General features: G+C 56.2%; 16 protein-coding genes and 1 pseudogene. All 17 read left to right on the top strand.

All coding sequences use genetic code 11. The annotated features are described in order from the left end of the window. Positions 1 to 34: 34 nt before the first annotated feature. Entirely contained in the window at positions 35 to 1,111 is a 1,077-nt protein-coding gene (locus EFB11_RS10055) for a zinc-dependent alcohol dehydrogenase (protein WP_243115209.1), read from the top strand. Positions 1,112 to 1,358: 247 nt separating this feature from the next. Further along, on the top strand, positions 1,359 to 2,210 hold the full coding sequence (locus EFB11_RS10050; RefSeq protein ID WP_122790102.1) for a transketolase: 852 nt from the start codon (positions 1,359 to 1,361) through the stop codon (positions 2,208 to 2,210). A 2-nt stretch (positions 2,211 to 2,212) separates the two neighbouring features. Next, positions 2,213 to 3,169, top strand: coding sequence for a transketolase family protein (locus EFB11_RS10045; protein WP_122790101.1), 957 nt, complete (start codon positions 2,213 to 2,215; stop codon positions 3,167 to 3,169). Positions 3,170 to 3,212: 43 nt separating this feature from the next. Next, on the top strand, positions 3,213 to 4,583 hold the full coding sequence (locus EFB11_RS10040) for an MFS transporter (protein WP_164706714.1): 1,371 nt from the start codon (positions 3,213 to 3,215) through the stop codon (positions 4,581 to 4,583). Positions 4,584 to 4,621: 38 nt separating this feature from the next. Then, entirely contained in the window at positions 4,622 to 5,641 is a 1,020-nt protein-coding gene (locus tag EFB11_RS10035) for a zinc-dependent alcohol dehydrogenase (RefSeq protein ID WP_122790099.1), read from the top strand. A gap of 91 nt (positions 5,642 to 5,732) precedes the next feature. After that, entirely contained in the window at positions 5,733 to 6,836 is a 1,104-nt protein-coding gene (locus EFB11_RS10030; protein WP_122790098.1) for an NAD(P)-dependent alcohol dehydrogenase, read from the top strand. A 25-nt stretch (positions 6,837 to 6,861) separates the two neighbouring features. Then, positions 6,862 to 8,853, top strand: a complete 1,992-nt coding sequence (locus EFB11_RS10025; protein ID WP_122790097.1) for an oxidoreductase — start codon at positions 6,862 to 6,864, stop codon at positions 8,851 to 8,853. 162 nt (positions 8,854 to 9,015) lie between these two features. Further along, positions 9,016 to 9,996, top strand: coding sequence for a LacI family DNA-binding transcriptional regulator (locus EFB11_RS10020; RefSeq protein WP_122790096.1), 981 nt, complete (start codon positions 9,016 to 9,018; stop codon positions 9,994 to 9,996). 304 nt (positions 9,997 to 10,300) lie between these two features. Further along, positions 10,301 to 12,211, top strand: a complete 1,911-nt coding sequence (locus tag EFB11_RS10015) for a PTS beta-glucoside transporter subunit IIBCA (RefSeq protein WP_122791279.1) — start codon at positions 10,301 to 10,303, stop codon at positions 12,209 to 12,211. A gap of 19 nt (positions 12,212 to 12,230) precedes the next feature. Continuing rightward, positions 12,231 to 13,619 (top strand): glycoside hydrolase family 32 protein, encoded by a 1,389-nt coding sequence (locus EFB11_RS10010; RefSeq protein WP_122790095.1) that lies wholly within the window; start codon positions 12,231 to 12,233, stop codon positions 13,617 to 13,619. A 17-nt stretch (positions 13,620 to 13,636) separates the two neighbouring features. Further along, the gene (locus EFB11_RS10005) at positions 13,637 to 14,503 is read left to right on the top strand and encodes a Cof-type HAD-IIB family hydrolase (protein ID WP_122790094.1); all 867 of its coding nucleotides are present in this window, start codon (positions 13,637 to 13,639) and stop codon (positions 14,501 to 14,503) included. Next, a complete protein-coding gene (locus EFB11_RS10000) occupies positions 14,500 to 15,468 on the top strand; it encodes a carbohydrate kinase family protein (RefSeq protein ID WP_122790093.1) in 969 nt (322 codons plus the stop codon). Before EFB11_RS10005 ends, EFB11_RS10000 begins: the two co-directional genes overlap by 4 nt. Before the next feature lie 131 nt (positions 15,469 to 15,599). After that, the gene (gene rbsK, locus EFB11_RS09995) at positions 15,600 to 16,508 is read left to right on the top strand and encodes a ribokinase (protein WP_122790092.1); all 909 of its coding nucleotides are present in this window, start codon (positions 15,600 to 15,602) and stop codon (positions 16,506 to 16,508) included. A 252-nt stretch (positions 16,509 to 16,760) separates the two neighbouring features. Then, positions 16,761 to 17,597: a BglG family transcription antiterminator LicT gene (gene licT / locus EFB11_RS09990; RefSeq protein ID WP_122790091.1), complete on the top strand. Its 837-nt coding sequence runs from the start codon at positions 16,761 to 16,763 to the stop codon at positions 17,595 to 17,597. 373 nt (positions 17,598 to 17,970) lie between these two features. Then, complete coding sequence (locus tag EFB11_RS09985) at positions 17,971 to 18,870, top strand: DUF6017 domain-containing protein (protein WP_122790090.1); 900 nt, start codon at positions 17,971 to 17,973, stop codon at positions 18,868 to 18,870. 6 nt (positions 18,871 to 18,876) lie between these two features. Beyond that, a complete protein-coding gene (locus EFB11_RS09980; protein WP_122788746.1) occupies positions 18,877 to 19,365 on the top strand; it encodes a PcfB family protein in 489 nt (162 codons plus the stop codon). Continuing rightward, positions 19,362 to 20,954: pseudogene (locus EFB11_RS09975) on the top strand (VirD4-like conjugal transfer protein, CD1115 family); the annotation flags it as partial. The gene EFB11_RS09980 and the pseudogene EFB11_RS09975, both read left to right, overlap by 4 nt. Between the last annotated feature and the right edge of the window lie 11 nt (positions 20,955 to 20,965).

The following is a 20,965-nucleotide window of genomic DNA, read 5'->3' as shown; positions in this document are numbered from 1 at the left end:
TATAAAATCACGAAATTGAAGGAGGAAGCATTGCATGAAAACCATGAAAACCCTGTGTGGCGTATACGTCGGAGACATGAAGGACCCCAATCCTGAGACCCGGGGCAAAGTTGCGTTGGTCGATCTGCCGTTCCCGGAACTGGGACCGCAGGACGTGCGCATCAAGGTCGCATACTGTGCCATTTGCGGCTCCGACCCCCATTGCGTTGGTGGGTGTTTTGGGCAGGAGCCCGGCTCGACCGAACCCATCCCGCTGGGCCATGAGATTTCCGGCGTCGTGGTGGAACTGGGACCCGAAGCCCATCACAAGGGTTTGAAGGTTGGCGACCGGGTAGCCGGCAACTTCCTGCGTTTCTGCGGCGGCTGCTACTACTGCCAGAATGGCCAGCAGCAGTTTTGCGAGAACGGGCAGGCATACAACCGTCCGGGCTTTGCTTCCGAACTGATCTGGCATGAAGACCAGGTATACAAACTGCCGGACGAAATCAGCCTCAAGGAAGGCTGCCTGCTCGAGCCCATGTCGATCATTATCCGCATGATGGACAAGGCCCAGATGAAGGCCGGTATGCGTGTTTGCGTCTGCGGCGGCGGTCCAATCGGTCTGCTGGCCTTGCAGACCCTGAGCCTGTATGGCGCGACCTCGCTGACCATGATCGAGCCGATTGCCGACCGTCGCGAGCTGGCCATGCAGCTGGGCGCGCAATATACGATCGACCCGACCAGTGAAGATGTTGTGCAGCGTGCCATGGCGCTGACCGACGGACGGGGCTATGACGTGGTTCTGGACTGCTCGGGTTCGGCGCATGCGGCGCCCACGCTGCTGCCCATCACCGCCAAGGGCGGCATGCTGATTTACGGGGCGCAGTATCCCAACGATTATGAGATGCCGTTTAACATCTCCCAGTACTGCTATTTCAACGAAATCACCATAACCGGCGTTTTTGTTGCGCCGTATGCGTATCCGCGCGCTTTGCAGATGCTGACCCGGCTGAATCTGGATGTTCTGACCCAGACGGTCTTCGATTTGGAAGACGGTGTTGCGGCCTTTGACGCCCAGTTGACCGGCAAATATCCGAAAATTCTCATCAAGTGCAATCCTGATCTGGAATAAATGGCCGCTTGTGCGCTTTGGAAAAAAGACAGCGGCACAGATTGTACATACTGCACAAGACCGGCTCGAGGATGGCTTGGAAACGGACACAAATAGACAAAGCAGGTCTGGAATTCGGGTAGATAAACACCTCTATTTTCGGTACTATAATGAAAAACAGCGAGAAAATGCTGGCTAAATAAGGTGTATTGCACAAAACTGTTTGGAAACAGGATTTGTGATGTAAAATTCCAAGGAGGCATGTGAAATGGCAGACAAGCAGGAAGTTTTACGCTTGGAAAATCTGGCGTATGAGATGCGGACAAAGCTCATCAACCTGTGCGGCGTGTACGAAGGGTCGGTGCATATCGGCGGCGACCTGTCCATGACCGATTTGCTGATTGGGTTGTTCCATCATGGGCTTAACGTCGACCCGAACAACATTCAAAATCCGGCGCGCGACCGCTTTATTTTGAGCAAGGGACATGGCGCGGTTTGCATGTACATCGCTATGGCGCTGCGCGGATTCTTTGATTATGACCACATTGTCGAAACCTACGGCAAGTTGGACAGCGCATACGGCATGCATCCGTGCAAGGTGCAGCTGCCTGGCGTGGAATGCTCGTCCGGTTCGCTGGGCCAGGGCCTGGCGATGGCAGTTGGCATGGCCATTTCGGCCAAGGTCAAGGGCGAAAGCCATCGCGTCGTCTGCATGCTGGGCGACGGTGAGACCTGCGAAGGCTCGGTCTGGGAAGCCGCGATGTCGGCTCGCTCGTATGAACTGGGCAATCTGGTGGCTGTCATCGACCGCAACCAGCAGATGATGTGCTCGTACACCGAAGAGATTACGGTCATGGAGCCATATGCCGATAAGTGGAAGGCCTTTGGCTGGAACGTCATCGAGATCGACGGCCACGATATGAACGCCATCGTCGATGCGCTGGACAGCCTGCCGCCCACCTCCACCCTCCGTCCGACCGCCATCGTCGCGCACACGACCAAGGGCAAGGGCGTTGACTTTATGGAACGCAACATCGGCTGGCATGCAGGCAGCCTGAACAAGGAAGACTGGGCACAGGCACTGGCCGATTTGAAGAAGAACTACGGTAAGGAGGCATAACCATGGCAGGATCGTTTAACTTTGGAGAATGGATCTCGGCGCGCAGCGTCATCGGCGACACGCTCGACGAGATCGGAAAAACCAACGAGAAACTGTTTGTCTGCACCCCGGACGTCGGCATGAACCTGAAAAACTTCCGGCAGCACTATCCGGACCGCTACATCGATGTCGGCATCGCCGAGCAGAACTGTGTCGGCGTGGCCGCCGGTCTGGCGCTCGAAGGCAATATCCCGGTCATCATGGGCATGCTGCCGTTCCTGTCCATGCGTTCCTGCGAGCAGGTCCGCACGGCGGTTTGTTATCAGAACCTTCCGGTGCGCATCATCGGTACGGGCGGCGGCCTGACGTCGGGCGGCGGCTCGACCCACAATGCCATGGAAGACATCGCAATCGTTAAGTCGTTTGTCAATATGACCGTTCTGTCGATCGGCGACCCGAACATGATCCGCGATATCCTCAAGCTGTCCATGGATTATCCGGGGCCGATGTACATTCGTCTGGCACAGGGCAAGAAGGACCGTCCGCTGTATGAGCCCGGCACCATCGAATTTTCCATCGGCGGCAGCGTGACCGCCCGCGAAGGCACGGACGCGACCATCATCGCCCATGGCGAAATGGTCGGCATGGCGCTGGACGCCGCCGAAGAGCTGGCCAAGGACGGCATCCAGGTGCGCGTCATCGATATGTACACGATCAAGCCGTTTGACCAGGAAGCGGTCCGCAAGGCAGCCGCCGAAACTGGCAACATCGTGGTATGGGAAGACCATCTGATGAGCGGCGGTCTGGCCAGCTCGCTGGCGGACTTCTTCGTCGATGAAGGCATCACGCCCAAGAGCTTCAAGCGCTTTGGCATCCCGCAGGTCTATGCAGGCTTTGGCAGCGGCGAAGAGCTGCAAAAGAAATACGGCTATCATTCGGCCGATGTGATCGCATATATCCGTTCGCTGATGAATAAGTAAGGGAATTTTAAAATTTCATATGGAAAAGAGAAGGAGGAGGCCCATGAAACCGGTTGATGAATATACCAAACTGAGTGTCCCCAAGAAAATGGGATATGCCTGCGGTGACTTTGCCTGTAATATGAGCTGGTCGATGGTAAGCTCGTATCTGGTCTTCTATTTGACCGACATTGCGCTGATCAATGCAACCGTTGTCGGTGTCATCATCTTTTTGTCCAAGTTCTGGGACGCGGTCAACGACCCGGTCGTTGGCGCGCTGGCCGACCGGACCAACACCCGTTGGGGTCGCTATCGTCCCTGGATTATGTTCTCGTTTATCCCGATGCTGATCTTCAACGTCCTGACTTTTACCACCAATCTGGAATGGTCGGAAACCATGCGCACCTGGTGGGGCCTGGGCATGTACTTTATCCTCGTGCTGCTGTACACCATGGTAAACGTAACCTACTCGGCGATGCCGGCCCTGATGACTCGCGACACCGAGACCCGCAGCGCACTGTCCAGCTACCGTATGACCGGCGCATTCCTGGCCATGACCGTGCTGTCCTTCGCGACCTTGCGTATCGTCAACGCGACTGGCGGCGGCCCGTCCGGTTACCAGCGCGCAGCCATTGTATTCTCGCTCCTCGCAGCGCCCTTCTTCATCATCACCATCTTGTCCTCCAAGGAAATCGTCAAGGTGGACATGGAGAAATCGGAAAAGGTCAGCTTTATCCAGCAGTTTAAAGTCCTCAAGGGCAACTGGCCGGTCATCCAGATCGCGATTGCGTATCTCGGATGGGGCATCATTCAGGGCGGTATGACCTTCCGTCTGTACTTCTGTACGTACAATGCAGGCAATGATCTGCTGTACTCCAACACCCAGACCGTCTGGTCGATCTGCGGCATGATCGGTGCATTTTCGGTCAGCTATTTGGTTTCCAAGGTCAAAAACAAGGGTACCATCGGCGGCGTTGCTTTCTCGATCGTTGCCGTATGCTCGATTGTTTCCTTCTTCCTTCCCATCGAATCGGCGACTGCGCAGGCGATTTACTACGTCCTGCAAGCGGGCGTCGGCATCGGCTCCGGCATGATGCTGAGCAATGTATTCGGTATGATGCCCGATACCGCCGAATATACGTACCATAAATATGGCGTCTATTGTGCTGGCTTTGTGTCCACGGTCATCAACTTTATGCTGAAAATTGGTCAGGCGCTGGCCATTTCGGGCGCGGCCGTGGTGCTGGATATGGTCGGTTTTGTACCGAACGCCGAGCAGAGCGGACTGGTTCTGTTCACCATGAACTTTGGTTCTCACATGTTTGTCGGCCTGTGCGCGATCGTTTGTGCCATTGCCATGTTTGCGTATAAGCTCGATAAACAGACCTATGAAAACATCGTTTCCGAACTGCGAGCCGCCGGACGCGCGAACTAAGGAATTTCACAGATTTTACAACAAGGAGATGGACAAAAATGGCTACTATGAAGCAACTATGGTGGACGGACACCGACAAAATCGAACTCAAAGAGGTTCCGATTCCGGAAGTCGGCCCCAATGAAGTCAAAGTAAAAATCGCTTATGCGGCACTTTGCGCGACCGATGTCCATCAGGTCACCATGGGCGTGATGAGCGCCAAGCCGCCGGCACCGCTCGGCCATGAAGCTTCGGGCACGATCGTTGAGATCGGCGAACAGGCCGCTGCGGCGGGTTATAAAGTCGGCGACAAGGTCACCATGTTCCCGGTTTCGCATTGCGGCGAGTGCGAATGGTGCAAGAAGGGCATGACCCAATACTGCATCAATTCCAAGCCTACGGGCGCGTTTGCCGAATATGTTGTCACGGACGTGAAAACGGTCTATAAACTGCCGGACGATGCTGACCTGAAGGAATACGCCATCGTCGAGCCGACCAACTGCTGCCTGCGGGCCATGGATCTGGCTCCCATCCGGCACGGCGCCACGGTTGCGGTTGCCGGTGTTGGCGGCATTGGTTCGATCATGCTCAATCAGATCCTGCTGTCGGGCGCGGCCCGCATCACGGTCATCGAGCCGGTGGCCGAAAAGCGGCAGATGGCGCTGGATATGGGCGCCGAATATGTCATCGACCCGTTTAACGACGACGTGGTGGCCCGCGCCATGGACATTACCGACGGTGTTGGCTTTGACTATGTCTTTGAGATGTCCGGTTCGCCCAAGGCGGCACAGACGCCGATCAATATTCTGGCACGCTGCGGCACTGCGGTATATTTCGCCGTTTTCCCGCCCAAGTTCGAAATGCCGCTCAACCTGCACGAACTATATATGAAGGAAGGGCGTATTCAGACCGTCTTTACCACAACTTCCATTATGCCGCGCGCGATCAAGATGATCAAGCGCATGCAGACCGATAAGATCATCGGCAAGATCATGCCGCTGAGCGAAGCGGTAGAGAGTTTTGATGTCTTCAAGACCTCCAAATATCCCAAGATCCTGCTCGATTGCAGCAAACCGTAAACCATCTCTCTCAATCTTCCATGGGTTGGGCTGCCCGGCTGGGCGGGCAGCCCGATTCCAACCAAATGATCGATTTTAGGAGGAAGCCACCATGAAAATCAAAGCTGCTGTGACGCATCGCGCCGGAGCACCTTATCAAATAGAAGAAGTCGAGCTGGCGGCGCCCAAGGCGCATGAACTGCTCGTCAAAATCACGGCCTGCGGCGTCTGCCACACTGACGCGGCCGTGCAGAATCAGTTTATTCCCGTGCCGCTGCCGGCCGTACTCGGCCATGAAGGAAGCGGCGTAGTTGTGGAAGTTGGCCCGGATGTGACCGAGTTTCAGGTCGGCGACCGCGTTGGTCTGACCTTTGGCTCGTGCGGCAAATGCTACAACTGCATGACCGGCCATCCGCATGCCTGTGAACAATTGAATGCCATCAACTTTGGCGGCGTGCAGCCGGACGGCACCACCCGTCTGTCCACCTTGGACGGTCAGCCGATTTCGACGTTCTTTGCACAGTCTTCGTTTGCCACCCATGCGATCGTCAATGTATCCAATGCGGTCAAGGTGACCGATGACGACATCGACCTGGCGCTCATCGGGCCGCTGGGCTGCGGCATCCAGACCGGCGCCGGTGCGGTCCTCAACCGTCTGCGCCCGGAATTTGGCTCGTCCATCGCGGTCTTTGGCTGCGGCACGGTCGGCATGAGCGCCATTATGGCGGCCAAGATCACGGGCTGTGAAAAGATCATTGCCGTGGGCGGCAACCCCAAGAGCTTGGAACTGGCCAAGGAGCTGGGCGCGACGCACACCATCAACCGCAAGGAAGTGGATGACATCGTCGGCAAGATCCGCAACGAGATCACAAACGGCGGCGTCAACTATGCCATCGATACCTCGGGCGTGCCCGATTTCGTCAAGAAAGCCCTGGCAGCCTGCCGCTTCATGGGCACCTGCGTGGTACTGGGCGCGACCGGCGACGTCACCTTCAACATCCAGGCCGAACTGATGGGCGACGCCAAGAGCCTGATCGGCGTTTTGGAAGGCGACTCCATCCCCAAGGTGTTCATCCCCAAGCTGCTGGATTACTATAAGAAGGGCATGTTCCCGTTTGATAAGCTGATCAAGTTCTATCCGTTTGAACAGATCAACGAAGCCTTTGCCGAATCGGGCGAGGGCAAGTGCATCAAGGCCGTTCTCCGTATGGACTAAAAATTGACTTTAGGAGGTTTTATCAATGAGCAAATGTAAATTTCCCCACGTTTTTTCGCCCCTCAAGCTGCGCAGCGTCACGCTGAAAAACCGCATTGAGTTCACCCCTATGGTCAGCTGTCTGTCCAATGCCGCGGGCGAAGTGACCGAAGAATATCTGGAATTTATCCGCATGCAGGCGCGTTCGGGCGTTTCACAGATCATCATCGGCGACACCCAGATCGACTGGGAGCGTCCGGTCTGCTTCTATGGCGAACTGAACGTGCAGCACGACCGGTATGTGACCGCGCTGTCGCTGATTCCTGAAGTGGCGCACGAATACGGCGCTAAGATGTCCATTGAAATCGCACACGCCGGCAAGGGCGGTGTTCCGTCCATGAACACCAAGCCCGGTTTCTCGTCCTCCTATCTGCCCACTCCGGGCCGCATGCAGGACATCAAGGTCATGGACCGTGCGGATATGGACTATGTCATCGGCCAGTTTGTTGACTGCTGCAAGCGCGTCAAGGCTGCCGGTTTTGACCTCATCTTCATCCATGCCGGTCACAACAACCTCTTTGGCCAGTTTCTCAGCCCGGCTTCCAACATCCGTACCGACGAATACGGCGGCAGCATGGAAAACCGTATGCGCTTCCCGTTGGAGATTTTGAAGGCTATCCGCGAGGCGGTCGGCGAAGATTTCCCGCTCGAAATGCGTGTATCGGCCGAAGAAATGACCGACACCGGCGAACCGGGCTGCGGCCCCGAGTCGGGCAACGGCTGCTTAAAGCCCGAGCATACCCTGGCTTTCCTCAAGGAAGCGCAGAAATACATCGATATGGCGCACATCTCCTGCGGTAACGTCTTTGTCGAGCCGGGCGTCAAGTATTCGGTCCCGCTGTATCTGCAGGAGCGTCAGCAGAACGTCAAGTATGCCGCAATGTTTAAGAAGGAACTGGATATTCCGGTCTCGGTGGTCGGCAATATCATGTCCCTGGAAGAAGCGGAAGAGATTATTGCATCCGGTAAGGCCGATATGGTCGGCATGTGCCGCAGCCTGATGGCTGACCCGGAACTGATTCACAATGCCGTCAAGGGCTGCAGCGAGGACACCCGTCCCTGCCTGCGCTGCATGGATGGCTGCGGCCGGATTTTCTTCGGTCTGCCGGTCCGCTGCGCGGTCAACCCGATCGTCGGCCGGGAATATAAGTACCCGGAAGGCAAGGTCGAACCGGCCCGCAAAAAGAAGAAGGTCGTCATCGTCGGCGGCGGCCCGGCGGGTATGCAGGCTGCACAGACAGCCGTAGACCGCGGCCATGATGTGGTCCTGTTTGAGAAGGACGACTGCCTGGGCGGCATGCTGCACGACGCGAGTGCGGTCCCGTTCAAGGATCTGATGCGCAATTATACCGAGTGGATGGTACGCACGACCATGAAGTGCGGCGCCGATATTCGTCTCAACACGGCGGCCGACAAGGCGACCATCCTGGCCGAAAAGCCGGATGAAGTCATCATCGCGACCGGCAGCCAGTATTTTGTACCGCCGATCCCGGGCGTGGACGGTCCGAATGTAGTCAGCCTGAGCGACGCCGAAAACCGCCGCGCGCCGATCGGCCAGAAGGTTGTTATCTGTGGCGCGGGTCTGTCCGGTATTGAATGCTCGGTCGGCCTGTCCCGCGAGGGCAAGGAAGTCACGGTCGTCGATATGATTCCGGTTGAGGACTTTTGCAGCAAGATGTTCGCCATCACCCGCAAGGCGCTGTTTGACGAAGTATGGCACGGCCATGTACAGCAGATCGGCAACAGCAAGGTGGTAGAGATCAACACTGACGGCGTTGTCATCGAGACCGAGGGCGAAAAGAAGCTGCTGCCCTGCGATACCGTCATCACGGCCTTTGGCCTGAAGAGCGTGAACAATCTGTTCGGCGAAATGCTGGAAGAAATGCCGCTCAATACGTACTGCATCGGCGATGCCGATGGCGTGGAGACCGTTCGCAAAGCCACCAAGACCGGCTTTGACATTGCGGCCCGCATTTAAAGATTCTCAAAGCGCTGCAACGATTTGCAGCGCTTTTTTCTCTCTGCTACGCGGTCCCTTTGCATATTCATGCGGACTATGCTACAATAATACCGAACTCATTTGCAAGTCTGATTTGTTGCAAAAAATGTAAAATATCACCCGTGGGAGGGTAAGCAGATTATGACAAGTGCAGAAATTGCACGGCGTGCCGGTGTTTCCAAAACCGCTGTGTCGCGCTATTTAAATAATGGATATGTCAGCTCGGAAAAGCGGGAAGCCATCCGCCGTGTGATCGAGGAGACCGGATACGTCCCGTCCCAGCAGGCGCAGACCCTGCGCACCGGCAAAAGCCGCATGGTGGGCGTGATCGTGCCGCGCATCGATTCGGAATCCATCAGCCGCGTGGTGGCAGGCATCTCGCGGGTGCTGGAAGAAAAGGGCTATCATCTGTTGCTGGCCAACACCGACAACAATCCGCAAAAGGAAATGGAGTATCTGGAAGTCTTTCGCAGCGGCAATGTGGACGGTGTGATTTTGGTGGCGACCATTCTGTCGGCGGCACACCGGCAGGCGCTCGGTGTGCTGGGCGTTCCTTCGGTGCTGATTGGCCAGCGGATGGAGGGCATCACCTGCGTTTATCACGATGACCGCGGCGCGGCCAAGGCGCTGGTAAACCTGCTTTTGCAGCAGGGGCGGCGGCGCATCGGCTATGTCGGTGTGACACCGCGCGATAAAGCGGCGGGTGCAGCACGGCGTGCCGGTTATCAGGATGCTTTGCAGGAAGCCGGACTGCATGCCGACCCGGCCTGGATGGAACAGAGTGACTTTTCGATCGACGGCGGCTATGCCGCGGCTGGCCGGCTGTTGGCGCGCGTGAGCGATCTGGAAGGGATTTTTTGTGCTACGGACTCCATTGCGGTCGGCGTGAAAAAACGGCTGGAAGAAATGGGGCGGCGCATTCCGCAGGATGTTGCCCTGGCGGGGATTGGTCACTCCCGCTTGAGTGAACTCGTGCGGCCCAAATTGGCAACGGCGCATTATTATTATCAGACCAGCGGCGAAGAAGCGGCGCGCGATCTGCTGGAAATCCTGGAGCAGGGCGTAGACCGGAAAAAGCAGCTCATGCTGGGGTTTGAAATCTACCCCGGCGAGTCGGTATAAAGGACCCCGCTTGCATGCACGGTGCAAGCGGGGATTTTTCTTGCCTGCAAGCCGGGGAGCGTGTTGCAGAGATGAGTGCACATGGTATGGTATCAGTTTCACATAAATTAGACGATATGATTCATAAAGCATGAGTATTTCCGAGTGATTCACCGGATAATACAAAGGGAATTGGGGAAACTGCTCAAAAAAATGCTGGAAATTTAGACAGGATTGCGGATTTACAAGGGACGGGCACGGCAGTATAATACATACAGAAAAGATGAAATCGATTTCATACAAACGAATGAAAGGGCGGAAAAAAGTGGACTACAAAAAAGCGGCTTCCGAAGTGCTTCGGTGTATCGGCGGGAAGGATAACGTCGTGTCCGCAGCGCATTGCGCAACGCGGCTGCGTTTGGTCATCGCAGACAACAGCAAGGTAGATAAGAAAAACCTGGAAAACGCAACCGGCGTACAGGGCGTTTTCGAAGCACAGGGGCAATTACAGATCATTTTTGGCACCGGTACGGTCAATAAGGTATTTACGGAATTCATCGCGCTGTCGGGGGCAGCGGCCGTCAGCAAGGATGAGGCCAAGGCGCAGGGCGCGCAGAAGGGCAACTGGTTCCAGCGCGCCATCAAGACGCTGGGTGACATCTTCGTGCCGATCATCCCGGCGATCGTTGCGTCCGGTTTCCTCATGGGCATCATGGAGTCGCTCAACTTCATGGTCAACAACGGCTTTATTCAGATGGATACCAGCAGCTCCATCTATGTGTTTGCACAGCTGTTCTCCAACGTTGCATACACGTTCCTGCCGATTCTGATTGCCTTCTCGGCAGCCAAGGTGTTTGGCGGCAACCCGTTCCTCGGTGCGGTCATCGGTATGATCATGCTGCACCCCAATCTGCAAAATGCGTGGACGGTGGCAACTGAAGGCGTGCAGAATTATCAGGAAGTCTTCTTCGGCCTGTATAAGATTCCGCTCGTCGGCTATCAGGGCCACGTTATCCCGGTCATCATTGCGGTATGGGTGATGTGCTTCCTCGAAAAGCGCCTGCACAAGATCGTGCCGCCGATGTTTGACCTGTTTGTGACCCCGCTCGTGTCGGTATTCGTCACCGGTTATCTGACGCTGGCGGCCATCGGCCCGGTGTTCACCACCGTGGAAAACTTCGTCATCGACGGCGTACAGTGGCTGATCGCCATCCCGTTCGGCATCGGTTCGTTTATCATGGGCGGCCTGTATGCGACAACGGTCGTTTCGGGCATCCATCATATGTATACCATCATTGACCTGGGCCAGCTCAGCGCCTACGGCGTGACCTACTGGCTGCCGCTGGCATCGGCAGCAAACGTCGCCCAGGGCGGCGCGGCACTGGCTGTTGCCCTCAAGACCAAGAATAAGAAGCTCAAGTCCATGGCATTGCCCGCTTCGCTGTCTGCCTTCATGGGCATCACCGAACCGGCCATCTTTGGTGTAAACCTGCGCTTCTTCCGTCCGTTTATCGCGGGTGCGATCGGCGCTGCCTTTGGTGCACTGTATGCTTCGATCGTTGGTCTGGGTGCGACCGGTACGGGCGTTACCGGTATCTTCGGCATCCTGCTGCATCTGCATCATCCGATTCAGTACATCATCACCATCGCGATTGCAACCGGCGTTGCGTTTGTGGTTTCGTGGTTCTTCGGCCTGCCCAAGGAAGAGGAGCAGCCGGAAACCGTTCCGGCCGTTGAAGCACCGGCGCAGGAAGCTGCCCCGGCTGCCGCTCCGGCCGCAGCCGGTGAAACCATGACCGTTGTTTCGCCGCTGAGCGGTGAAGCGGTTGCGCTGAGCGAAACCGGCGACCCGGCCTTTTCTGCCGAAGCACTGGGCAAGGGCATTGCGGTCAAGCCCACCGAAGGCAAGGTATTTGCTCCCTGTGACGCGACCGTGTCTGCGGTCATGGGCCACGCGGTCGGCCTGGAATGCGACAACGGCATGGAGCTTCTCATCCACGTCGGCATCGATACCGTCAACTTGAACGGCAAGCATTACACCGGCCATGTTCAGGAAGGCCAGCATGTCAAGGCGGGCGACTTGATGCTCGAATTTGACATGGCAGCCATTGAGAAGGAAGGCTATAAGACCATCACCCCGGTCATCGTGACCAACTCGGACGATTTTGCCGACGTCGAGCGGCATCCCGGCGCAGTTGTCGCAGGAAAAGACATCCTGATGACGCTCAAGCGCTGATTGGAGGAGGAAAACAAACATGAGCAACGCATTGCAGCGAGATTTGGAGCGGCTGGTTGTCCGCGTGGAACGGGAGGACGGTCCGCGGGCCGCGGCTGACCCTTACCGTCCGCGGTTTCACCTGATGCCGCCGGTCGGCTGGATGAATGACCCGAACGGCCTGTGCCGCTTTGGGGAGTGGTATCATGTGTTTTATCAATACGGCCCATTCGACCCCACCGGCGGGGTGAAGCACTGGGGGCACTACCGCAGCCGCGATTTGCTGCACTGGGAGCAGCTGCCGCCCATGCTGTATCCCGACCAGCCGTGGGACATCCACGGGGTCTATTCTGGCTCGGCCCTGGTCGAAGACGGGACCATGTATCTCTACTACACCGGAAACGTCAAGTATGCGGGCGATTATGATTACATCACGGCAGGGCGCGGCCACAATACCGCGCTCGCCGTCTCCCACGACGGCGTGACCGTAGCGTCCAATGAACTGTTGCTGGAAAACAAGGATTACCCGGAAAACGTCACCTGTCATGTGCGCGACCCTAAGGTCTGGGCGCAGGACGGCAAATATTATATGGTGCTTGGCGCGCGGACCAAAGAGGACCGCGGCCAACTGCTGGTGTATGAATCGGCCAACAAGCGGAACTGGAAGCACATCAACACACTCACGACCCCCGAGGTCTTCGGGTACATGTGGGAGTGCCCCGACCTGTTCTGCCTGGATGGGCAGTGGTTTTTGATGTGCTCGCCCCAGGGCGTGACCCGGCAGGGTAACAAATATCAAAATGTCTACTCTTGCGGGTACTTCCCGCTGCATGGCGACTTCCGCGGCGCGTATACCCTAGGTGAATATCAGGAACTCGACTGCGGCTTTGATTTCTATGCGCCGCAGACCTTTGTAGACGGCGAGCGGCGGCTGCTCATCGGTTGGATGGGCATGCCGGACGCCGATTATACCAACCCGACCGTGGAAAACGGTTGGCAGCATGGCATGACCGTGCCGTGTGAACTCAAGCGCGACAGCGAAAAGCTGCTGCGTGTGCCGGCGCCCGAAATGGAGGCATTGCGCGGGGAGCGCATCGCGCCCGAGCAGGCGCAGATCTTCGATCTGGAAGCACAGACCGCGCCGCGCGGAAGGCTTGTCATTCGTGGGGCGGCTGTGTTAGAATGGGACGAAGGAACGCTGTCGCTCACGCTGGTACAGGGTGGTTCGGGCCGCACGGTGCGGTATGCCGAACCCGGAACCGTTCGGTCGCTGCGCGTGCTGGCCGATGCTTCTTCGCTCGAGATCTTTGTCAACGGCGGGGAACAGGTGCTCACCACGCGGTATTATCCCGCGCCGCATGCGTGCGGGGTACAGTCGGAAGGAGTACAAGCCGAGCTGTGGGCAATGGGCGCTCTGCAAATTCAGTAAAACCAAAGGTGGGGCACATGGCAAAGTATAAACTGCTCGCACTCGATCTGGACGGCACGCTGCTGGACCCCAGCAGCCGTGTCTCCAAAGAGAATGCCCGCGCGGTGCGGCTGGCACAGCAGGCGGGCGTGCAGATCGTGTTGTGCACAGGACGAAATTGGAAAGAAACCCGCGTTTTTAACCGTCAGTTAGAGGCGCCGGCCGATTGGGTGGTCATCTCCAACGGGGCGGCTGCCGAATGTCTGGCCGATGGCAGCCAGATCACGTTCGACGGACTGGATCGCCAGATGTGCGATACGATTTTTGAGATCTGCGCCCAATTTGATACCGATCCCTGCCTGTATACGGGCGAAAGCCTGTATTATGGCAGGGAGTTCCTGCGTTTTTTGCAGGAGATCCGCCGCCGCGGGTCCACGGCGCTGGAGGAGACCGTAGACGGGTATATCTTTATCGACAGCCCGGAAAAATGGGAAGAACTGCTGCGGCGGGAGGACGGACGCATCCTCAAAGCCATTCTGCATTCGCTGGACCCCAAGCAGGTCGACCGGCTCATCGACACGCTGGAGCAGACCGGGCAGTTTGAACTGGCGCCGTCGATCATGTATGGCGGGGCGCTGAAAAATGTAGAGATCAACCGGAAGGGTGTCCACAAGGGAAGCGGCCTTGCGCAGCTTGCCGCCCAGCTTGGGCTGGGCATGGATGCCGTCATGGCCATCGGCGACAGTGATAATGATTTATCCATGCTGCGCATGGCGGGATTGGGCGTTGCGATGGCAAACGCCGCGCCGCACATCCAGCAGGCCGCCGATGTCTGTACGGGCAGCAACGTCGAGGACGGCGTTGCGCAGGCCATTTACCGATATATTTTGGAGGGAAATACATGAAAAAAGTGGTTGCGATCGGGGAATTGCTGATCGATTTTGTGCCCCAGCAAAAGGGCTGCGCGCTGGATGAAGTGACCCATTTTGAGCGCGTGGCAGGCGGTGCGCCGGCCAATGTCGCAACCGCGGTCGCGCGGCTGGGCAATCCGGCGGCGATGATCTCGCAGGTGGGCGAGGACGCCTTTGGTACCCATATCCTCAAGGTGCTGCGTGCCAATGGGGTGGATACCCAGTGGGTGTTCCGCACCGGACGGGCCAACACCGGCCTTGCCTTTGTTTCACTCGACGCGACCGGCAACCGTGAATTTTCCTTTTTCCGCAATCCGTCGGCCGACCTGTTTCTGGACCAGGAACAGGTGACGGACACGATGTTTGCCGACTGTGCGGTGCTGCATTTTTGTTCGGTCGATCTGGTGGACTGGCCGGTCAAGGCAGCGCATCGCCGGGCCATCGAACTGGCCAAGCAGGCGGGCGCGATCATTTCGTTTGACCCCAATGTCCGGCTGCCACTGTGGAGCAGCCCGGAAGCATGCCAGGCAGCCATCCGGGAATTTTTGCCCTATGCCGACCTGGTCAAGCTTTCGGATGATGAGATCGAATTTGTCACCGGCTGCACCGACGAGCGGGAAGCGGCGCAAAAGCTGTTCGACATGGGTTGCCGCCTGGTGCTCATCACCCGCGGCGCCAACGGCTCGGCCGTCTACACCCCGCAGACCCAGACGTTTGGCCGAACCATTTCGGTACCCGTGGTCGATACGACCGGGGCAGGCGATTCGTTCATTGGTTCGTTCCTGTACCAGCTCACGCGCGACGGGGTGACGGCAGATGCCCTGGCGAACTTGAACGAGGCGCAGCTGACAGCCTATCTGGAATTTTCCGCGCAGTATGCGTCGCTCACCGTGCAGCACAAGGGCGCGGTCATGGCGACCCTGGCCGAACTGGAACAAGCTTATCCGGCCCAAAAGTAAGAAGCCCCAAAGCACCGAATCGTTGGATTCGGTGCTTTTTTGCAGACAAACGGTTGCCAAATCCGGACAAGCCGGGTAAGATACCAGTAAGGGGAATCGTTTGCTGCGGAGCAGGACAAGGAGAGTGCAACATGAAAAAAATACTCGTGGTGGGCAGTCTGAATATGGATTTTGTTATTCGGGTGGATGCGATGCCGTTGGCCGGACAAACCGTGATGGGACACGATATGACGCTGGTTCCGGGCGGAAAGGGCGCCAATCAGGCGTATGCGATTGGAAAATTGGGCGGCCAGGTGGAAATGATCGGCGCCGTGGGCAACGATGTGTATGGCGCTGCGCTGAAAGAAAATCTGGAAAGCGTGGGGGTCGGAACGAGCGGAATCGAAGTGCTGGACGGCGTGCCGACCGGCAATGCCTTTATCTCGGTCGACCGGAACGGCGAAAATTCGATCACCGTGGTGCCGGGCGCCAACGCCAAACTGACCCGGGCGATGATCGACCGCCATTTGGACCTCATCGATGCCTGTGACATTGTTGTCATGCAGCTGGAAATTCCGCTCGAGGTGGTGACGTATGTCAAAGATTTGGCGCGCGCCCGCGGGAAACACATTTTGTTGGACCCAGCGCCCGCACAAGCAGGGCTGACCAAAGAATTTTTCGAAGGGTTTGACATCGTAAAACCGAACGAAACCGAGCTGCAATGCCTGGTGGGGCAAGAACTGCACACCAAAGAAGAATTGGCAGCCGGTGCGCGGACCCTGCTGGAGCAGGGCATGGAAGCCGTGCTCGTCACCCTGGGCGGGGACGGGGTTTTGCTCGTGACCAAGCAAACCTGTGAAGCATTCCCGGCGAAAAAAGTAAAAGCGGTCGATACGACCGCGGCGGGCGATAGCTTTACGGCGGCATTTGTCGTCGCATGCAGCAAAGGGGCTTCGTATTCCGACGCCATCCGGCTGGGCAGCGAGGTCGCAGCCGTTGTCGTGACCCGAAAAGGTGCCCAGACTTCCATCCCCACCTTGGAGGAAGTACAGAACCTGTAAAACAAATCACAGGTTTTCCTGTGACTGCAAAGACCGCAAGCTTTTGGAAAAGGGCTTGCGGTCAATTGTTGCATGGGCGAACAAAATTAACAATATTTTCCGAATCGTTTCGTACGGATTGCACATTGTGCGAGCAGCCGCAATGTGCTATACTTATAAAAAAATAAGCGTAACTGCGGGTGTAACTATGATTCTAGAAGTATCGCATCTTGTGGAGTCATGGTTTTTTTATTTTTCGCAAGGGGAACGAACATGATTATCGAAAAGATCCTGAATAATAATGTTGTGATAACGCGCAGCCCTTCCGGTGCCGAAACGGTTATCATGGGCCGTGGCCTGGCCTTTGGTCGGGCGGCAGGCGACCGGGTGGATGAAAAGAAGATCGAAAAGACCTTTACCATCACCGACCCGTCTTTGGAAGGGAAACTGCACGAACTGCTTGCTGGGATGCCGGTGGAGCATATGCTCATCAGTGAAAAGATCATCAGCCGGGCCAAAGTGATTTTGGGTAAGAAACTGAGCGACAGCATCTATTTGACGCTGCCCGACCATATTTCGTCGACCATTGCACGCTATGAACAGGGAATCGTGCTGGAAAATCCGCTCAAATGGGATATTCGCCGGTTTTACCGCACCGAATATGAGATCGGCATGGATGCCAACCGCCTGGTCGAGGAAGAGACCGGCGTGAAGTTTACCGACGATGAAGCGGCGTTTATTGCCCTGCATTTTGTCAATGCGCAGCAAAACAGCGATATCAAAAGCGCATACAATATGACGTATATCATGCAGGAGATCTGCCAGATCGTCAGCGATTATTTCCAGATGGAGTTTGATGAGGATTCGCTGGATTTTTATCGGTTTATCACCCATCTGAAATTTTTTGCGCAGCGCATGATTCATCAAACGCACTACCACGACAATATGGATGGGCTGCTCAGCGCCATTGCGCAGCAGCATCCCCGGGCGTATGACTGTGCCACACGCATCCGGGACCGCATGGAACAGCAATATGATTTTAAAATGTCCCCGGATGAAATGCTGTATCTGACCATTCATATCTCGCGGCTGAGTGCACACAAAGCGTAAAAATAAAGGGCGTATCGTTCCCCGCCTCCTAATAAGAAAACATGAGAGAGTCCAGTAAAATCAATGTTTTCAGAGGCAAGGAACACGATGTGAAGTCAAAAAATCAAATACTGGCAGGAAAAGGGTGCTGATGTGAAATATCAGCACCCTTTTCCTGTCCCAAACGCCATAGGAAATCCTATGGCGTTTTTTACTTTCCATCAAGTACACGGAAAATTGTATTGAAAGGGGTGAGAAATCGAAGGTATTTCTTCATGTAGGAAATGCAAATTAAGTGTCCATAGGTTTTCCCACATAGAGAAGCAGGTGGGCACAGAATTGAATTTTCCCCGAAAACGAACACTTTTCCAGACCGCCGGAGGGAGGTGAGATTATGGCGGTATTTCGCATTGAGAAAACCCGTGACTACACGGTGATGGCAAACCACCATCTGCGGAACACGGCGCTGTCGCTGAAAGCGAAGGGGCTGCTGTCCCTCATGTTGTCCTTGCCGGAGGATTGGGATTACACCACCAAAGGTCTTGCACGGATATGCCGGGATGGAGTGGACAGCATTTGCGCTACGGTCCGGGAGCTGGAGGATGCGGGGTACATTATTCGTGAAAGAGTCCGTAACGCCAACGGACGGCTCGGCAGCATCGAGTACACGATTTTGGAGCAGCCCAGGCCGCCGGAACCTAAACCGGGAAAACCTGAACGGGAAAATCCAGTTCAGGTAAAACCAGTCTTGGATTCTCCTGCCTTGGGAAAACCTGAACAGGAAAAACCCGCACAATTAAATACTAAAGTATCAAGTAAACAAGGATCAAAAACTGATTCATTAAGTACAGAAGGATCAAATCCTATCCAATCAATCCCCCAAACCCCCGCAGGGGGCAGACGGACTGGACGGGACTGGATGCAGGAGCGAGAGAACTATCGGGAACTGATTTTGGAGAATATCGAGTATGACTATCTATGCCGGGATGACCGGCTGGACCGGGATATGCTGAATGAATTGGTTGAGCTCATGGTGGATACCGTCTGTTCCCGCAGGGAGACGATCCGCATTGCCGGGGACGACTATCCGGCGGAGGTGGTCAAATCCCGGTTCCTGAAGCTGAACAGTTCCCACATCGAGTATGTGCTGGATCGTATGCGGGAGAACACCACCTATGTCCGCAATATCAAGAAATATCTGCTGGCTGCCCTGTATAACGCCCCGGCCACCATCGACAGCTACTATGCGTCCCTGGTGAACCACGATCTGTACGGCAGCGGAGAAAGGAGATGATGACTTATGCAGGAAGAAGTCACCCAGCGCACCGTTGCCCTCTGCGTGGAGGCCACCAGGCTCTCCGCCGGGATGCTGCAACAGGCCATGAAAAAAGTGCTGGACGAGATGCAGAAAGGAGTAACCGGCCACAAGACCAAGCTGCACCACGGCAAGCAGACCCTCCGACAGCTTATGAAGCACAACACCGGCGTTTCCAACATCGAGATCACCGACCAGAACATCCGGGCCTTTTCCGCCACCGCCAAGAAGTACGGCATTGACTTTGCTCTGAAAAAGGACACCAGCGGCGAGATACCCCGCTACCTGGTGTTCTTCAAGGGCCGGGATGCCGACGTCATCACGGCGGCCTTCCGGGAGTTCTCCGCAAAGAACCTGGAGAAAGAGAAAAAGCCCTCCATCCGCAAGGCGCTGGACCAGGCGAAACAACAGGCCAAAGCCCAGCATCGCCAGCGGGAGAAGGTCAAAACTAAAGACCGGGGTGTGGAATTATGACCGACACCTGGAAAAAAGCCCTCATTCTCAACCTCCCGTATCTGCTGTTCGTATATCTCTTTGATAAGCTCTGCCAGGCGGTGCGCCTTGCGCCCGGCCTTGACGCCTCTGAAAAGTTCCTGCATTTGAGTCAGGGCTTTACGGAGGCGTTTTCTTCTGGGCTGCCCAGTCTGCATCCGCTGGACCTGCTGGTGGGTATCGCCGGGGCGGTCATTGTTCGGCTGGCGGTGTACGCCAAAGGAAAAAACGCTCGCAAATATCGCAAGGGCATCGAGTACGGCAGCGCCCGATGGGGCACGGCGGCCGATATTGCCCCCTATGTCGATCCGGTCCCCGACTGGAACATCCCTCTTACCCAGACGGAAAAGCTCACCATGTCCAGCCGCCCAAAAAACCCCAAGTACGCCCGGAACAAAAACATTCTGGTCATCGGCGGAAGCGGCAGCGGCAAGACCCGGTTCTTCGTCAAACCCTCTCTCATGCAGATGCACAGTTCCTATGTGGTCACCGATCCCAAAGGACAGCTTTTGTCCGAGGTGGGGACCATGCTGCGCCGGGGCGCCCCCAAGCTGGACGAGAACGGAAAGCCCATGCGGGACGTCCGCGGGAAAGTCATCTATGAGCCGTACCGCATCAAGGTTCTCAACACCATCAACTTCAAAAAAAGCATGAAATACAACCCCTTCGCCTACATCCGCAGCGAAAAGGATATTTTGAATCTGGTCAATGTCATCATGGCCAACACCAAAGGCGACGGTGAAAAATCCTCCGAGGATTTTTGGGTCAAAGCAGAGCGGCTTTTGTACTGCGCCCTGATCGGGTACATCTGGTACGAGGCGGAGCCGGAGGAAAAGAACTTTCTCACGCTGCTGGAGCTCATCAACGCATCGGAGGCCAGAGAGGACGACGAAGAATTTCAAAGCCCCGTTGACCTGCTCTTTGCCAAGCTGGAGAAGGAGCACCCGGACCACTTTGCTGTGAAGCAGTACCGTAAATTCAAGTTGGCCGCCGGCAAGACCCTGAAATCCATCCTGATTAGCTGCGGTGCCCGCCTTGCCCCCTTCGATATTGCGGAGCTGCGGGAGATCATGTCGGACGACGAACTGGAGCTGGACACCCTGGGCGACCGGAAAACGGCGCTGTTCCTCATTATGAGCGACACGGACACCACCTTCAACTTCGTCATCGCCATGCTGCAAAGCCAGCTATTCAACCTCCTTTGCGACAAGGCAGACGACGTGTACGGCGGCAGGCTGCCCGTCCATGTGCGGTGCCTCCTGGACGAGTTCGCCAACATCGGACAGATACCGAACTTTGACAAGCTGATTGCCACTATCCGGAGCCGGGAAATCTCGGCTTCTATCATTTTGCAGTCCCAAAGCCAGTTAAAGACCATCTACAAGGACGCCGCAGACACCATTGTGGGCAACTGCGACACCACCTTGTTTTTGGGTGGCAAGGAGAAATCCACCCTGAAAGAAATCTCGGAGCTGCTGGGCAAGGAGACCATCGACAGCTTCAATCAATCCGAGAACCGGGGCAGCCAGATTTCCCACGGCCTCAACTATCAGAAATTAGGAAAGGATGTGCCATACTTGTT

This window comes from Intestinibacillus sp. Marseille-P6563 (assembly GCF_900604335.1).
GTDB lineage: Bacteria > Bacillota > Clostridia > Oscillospirales > Butyricicoccaceae > Butyricicoccus_B.
This window is presented reverse-complemented; position numbering and strand designations above follow the sequence as displayed.

What these genes read in the sequence shown, in the direction of transcription:
- EFB11_RS10005 (WP_122790094.1), top strand. Translation starts at nt 13,637, where the DNA reads ATGGCAAAGTATAAACTGCTCGCACTCGATCTGGACGGCACGCTGCTG.
- licT (WP_122790091.1), top strand. Translation starts at nt 16,761, where the DNA reads ATGATTATCGAAAAGATCCTGAATAATAATGTTGTGATAACGCGCAGC.
- EFB11_RS09980 (WP_122788746.1), top strand. Translation starts at nt 18,877, where the DNA reads ATGCAGGAAGAAGTCACCCAGCGCACCGTTGCCCTCTGCGTGGAGGCC.
- EFB11_RS10045 (WP_122790101.1), top strand. Translation starts at nt 2,213, where the DNA reads ATGGCAGGATCGTTTAACTTTGGAGAATGGATCTCGGCGCGCAGCGTC.
- EFB11_RS10000 (WP_122790093.1), top strand. Translation starts at nt 14,500, where the DNA reads ATGAAAAAAGTGGTTGCGATCGGGGAATTGCTGATCGATTTTGTGCCC.
- EFB11_RS10035 (WP_122790099.1), top strand. Translation starts at nt 4,622, where the DNA reads ATGGCTACTATGAAGCAACTATGGTGGACGGACACCGACAAAATCGAA.
- EFB11_RS10030 (WP_122790098.1), top strand. Translation starts at nt 5,733, where the DNA reads ATGAAAATCAAAGCTGCTGTGACGCATCGCGCCGGAGCACCTTATCAA.
- rbsK (WP_122790092.1), top strand. Translation starts at nt 15,600, where the DNA reads ATGAAAAAAATACTCGTGGTGGGCAGTCTGAATATGGATTTTGTTATT.
- EFB11_RS10010 (WP_122790095.1), top strand. Translation starts at nt 12,231, where the DNA reads ATGAGCAACGCATTGCAGCGAGATTTGGAGCGGCTGGTTGTCCGCGTG.
- EFB11_RS10055 (WP_243115209.1), top strand. Translation starts at nt 35, where the DNA reads ATGAAAACCATGAAAACCCTGTGTGGCGTATACGTCGGAGACATGAAG.
- EFB11_RS10040 (WP_164706714.1), top strand. Translation starts at nt 3,213, where the DNA reads ATGAAACCGGTTGATGAATATACCAAACTGAGTGTCCCCAAGAAAATG.
- EFB11_RS10020 (WP_122790096.1), top strand. Translation starts at nt 9,016, where the DNA reads ATGACAAGTGCAGAAATTGCACGGCGTGCCGGTGTTTCCAAAACCGCT.
- EFB11_RS10050 (WP_122790102.1), top strand. Translation starts at nt 1,359, where the DNA reads ATGGCAGACAAGCAGGAAGTTTTACGCTTGGAAAATCTGGCGTATGAG.
- EFB11_RS09985 (WP_122790090.1), top strand. Translation starts at nt 17,971, where the DNA reads ATGGCGGTATTTCGCATTGAGAAAACCCGTGACTACACGGTGATGGCA.
- EFB11_RS10025 (WP_122790097.1), top strand. Translation starts at nt 6,862, where the DNA reads ATGAGCAAATGTAAATTTCCCCACGTTTTTTCGCCCCTCAAGCTGCGC.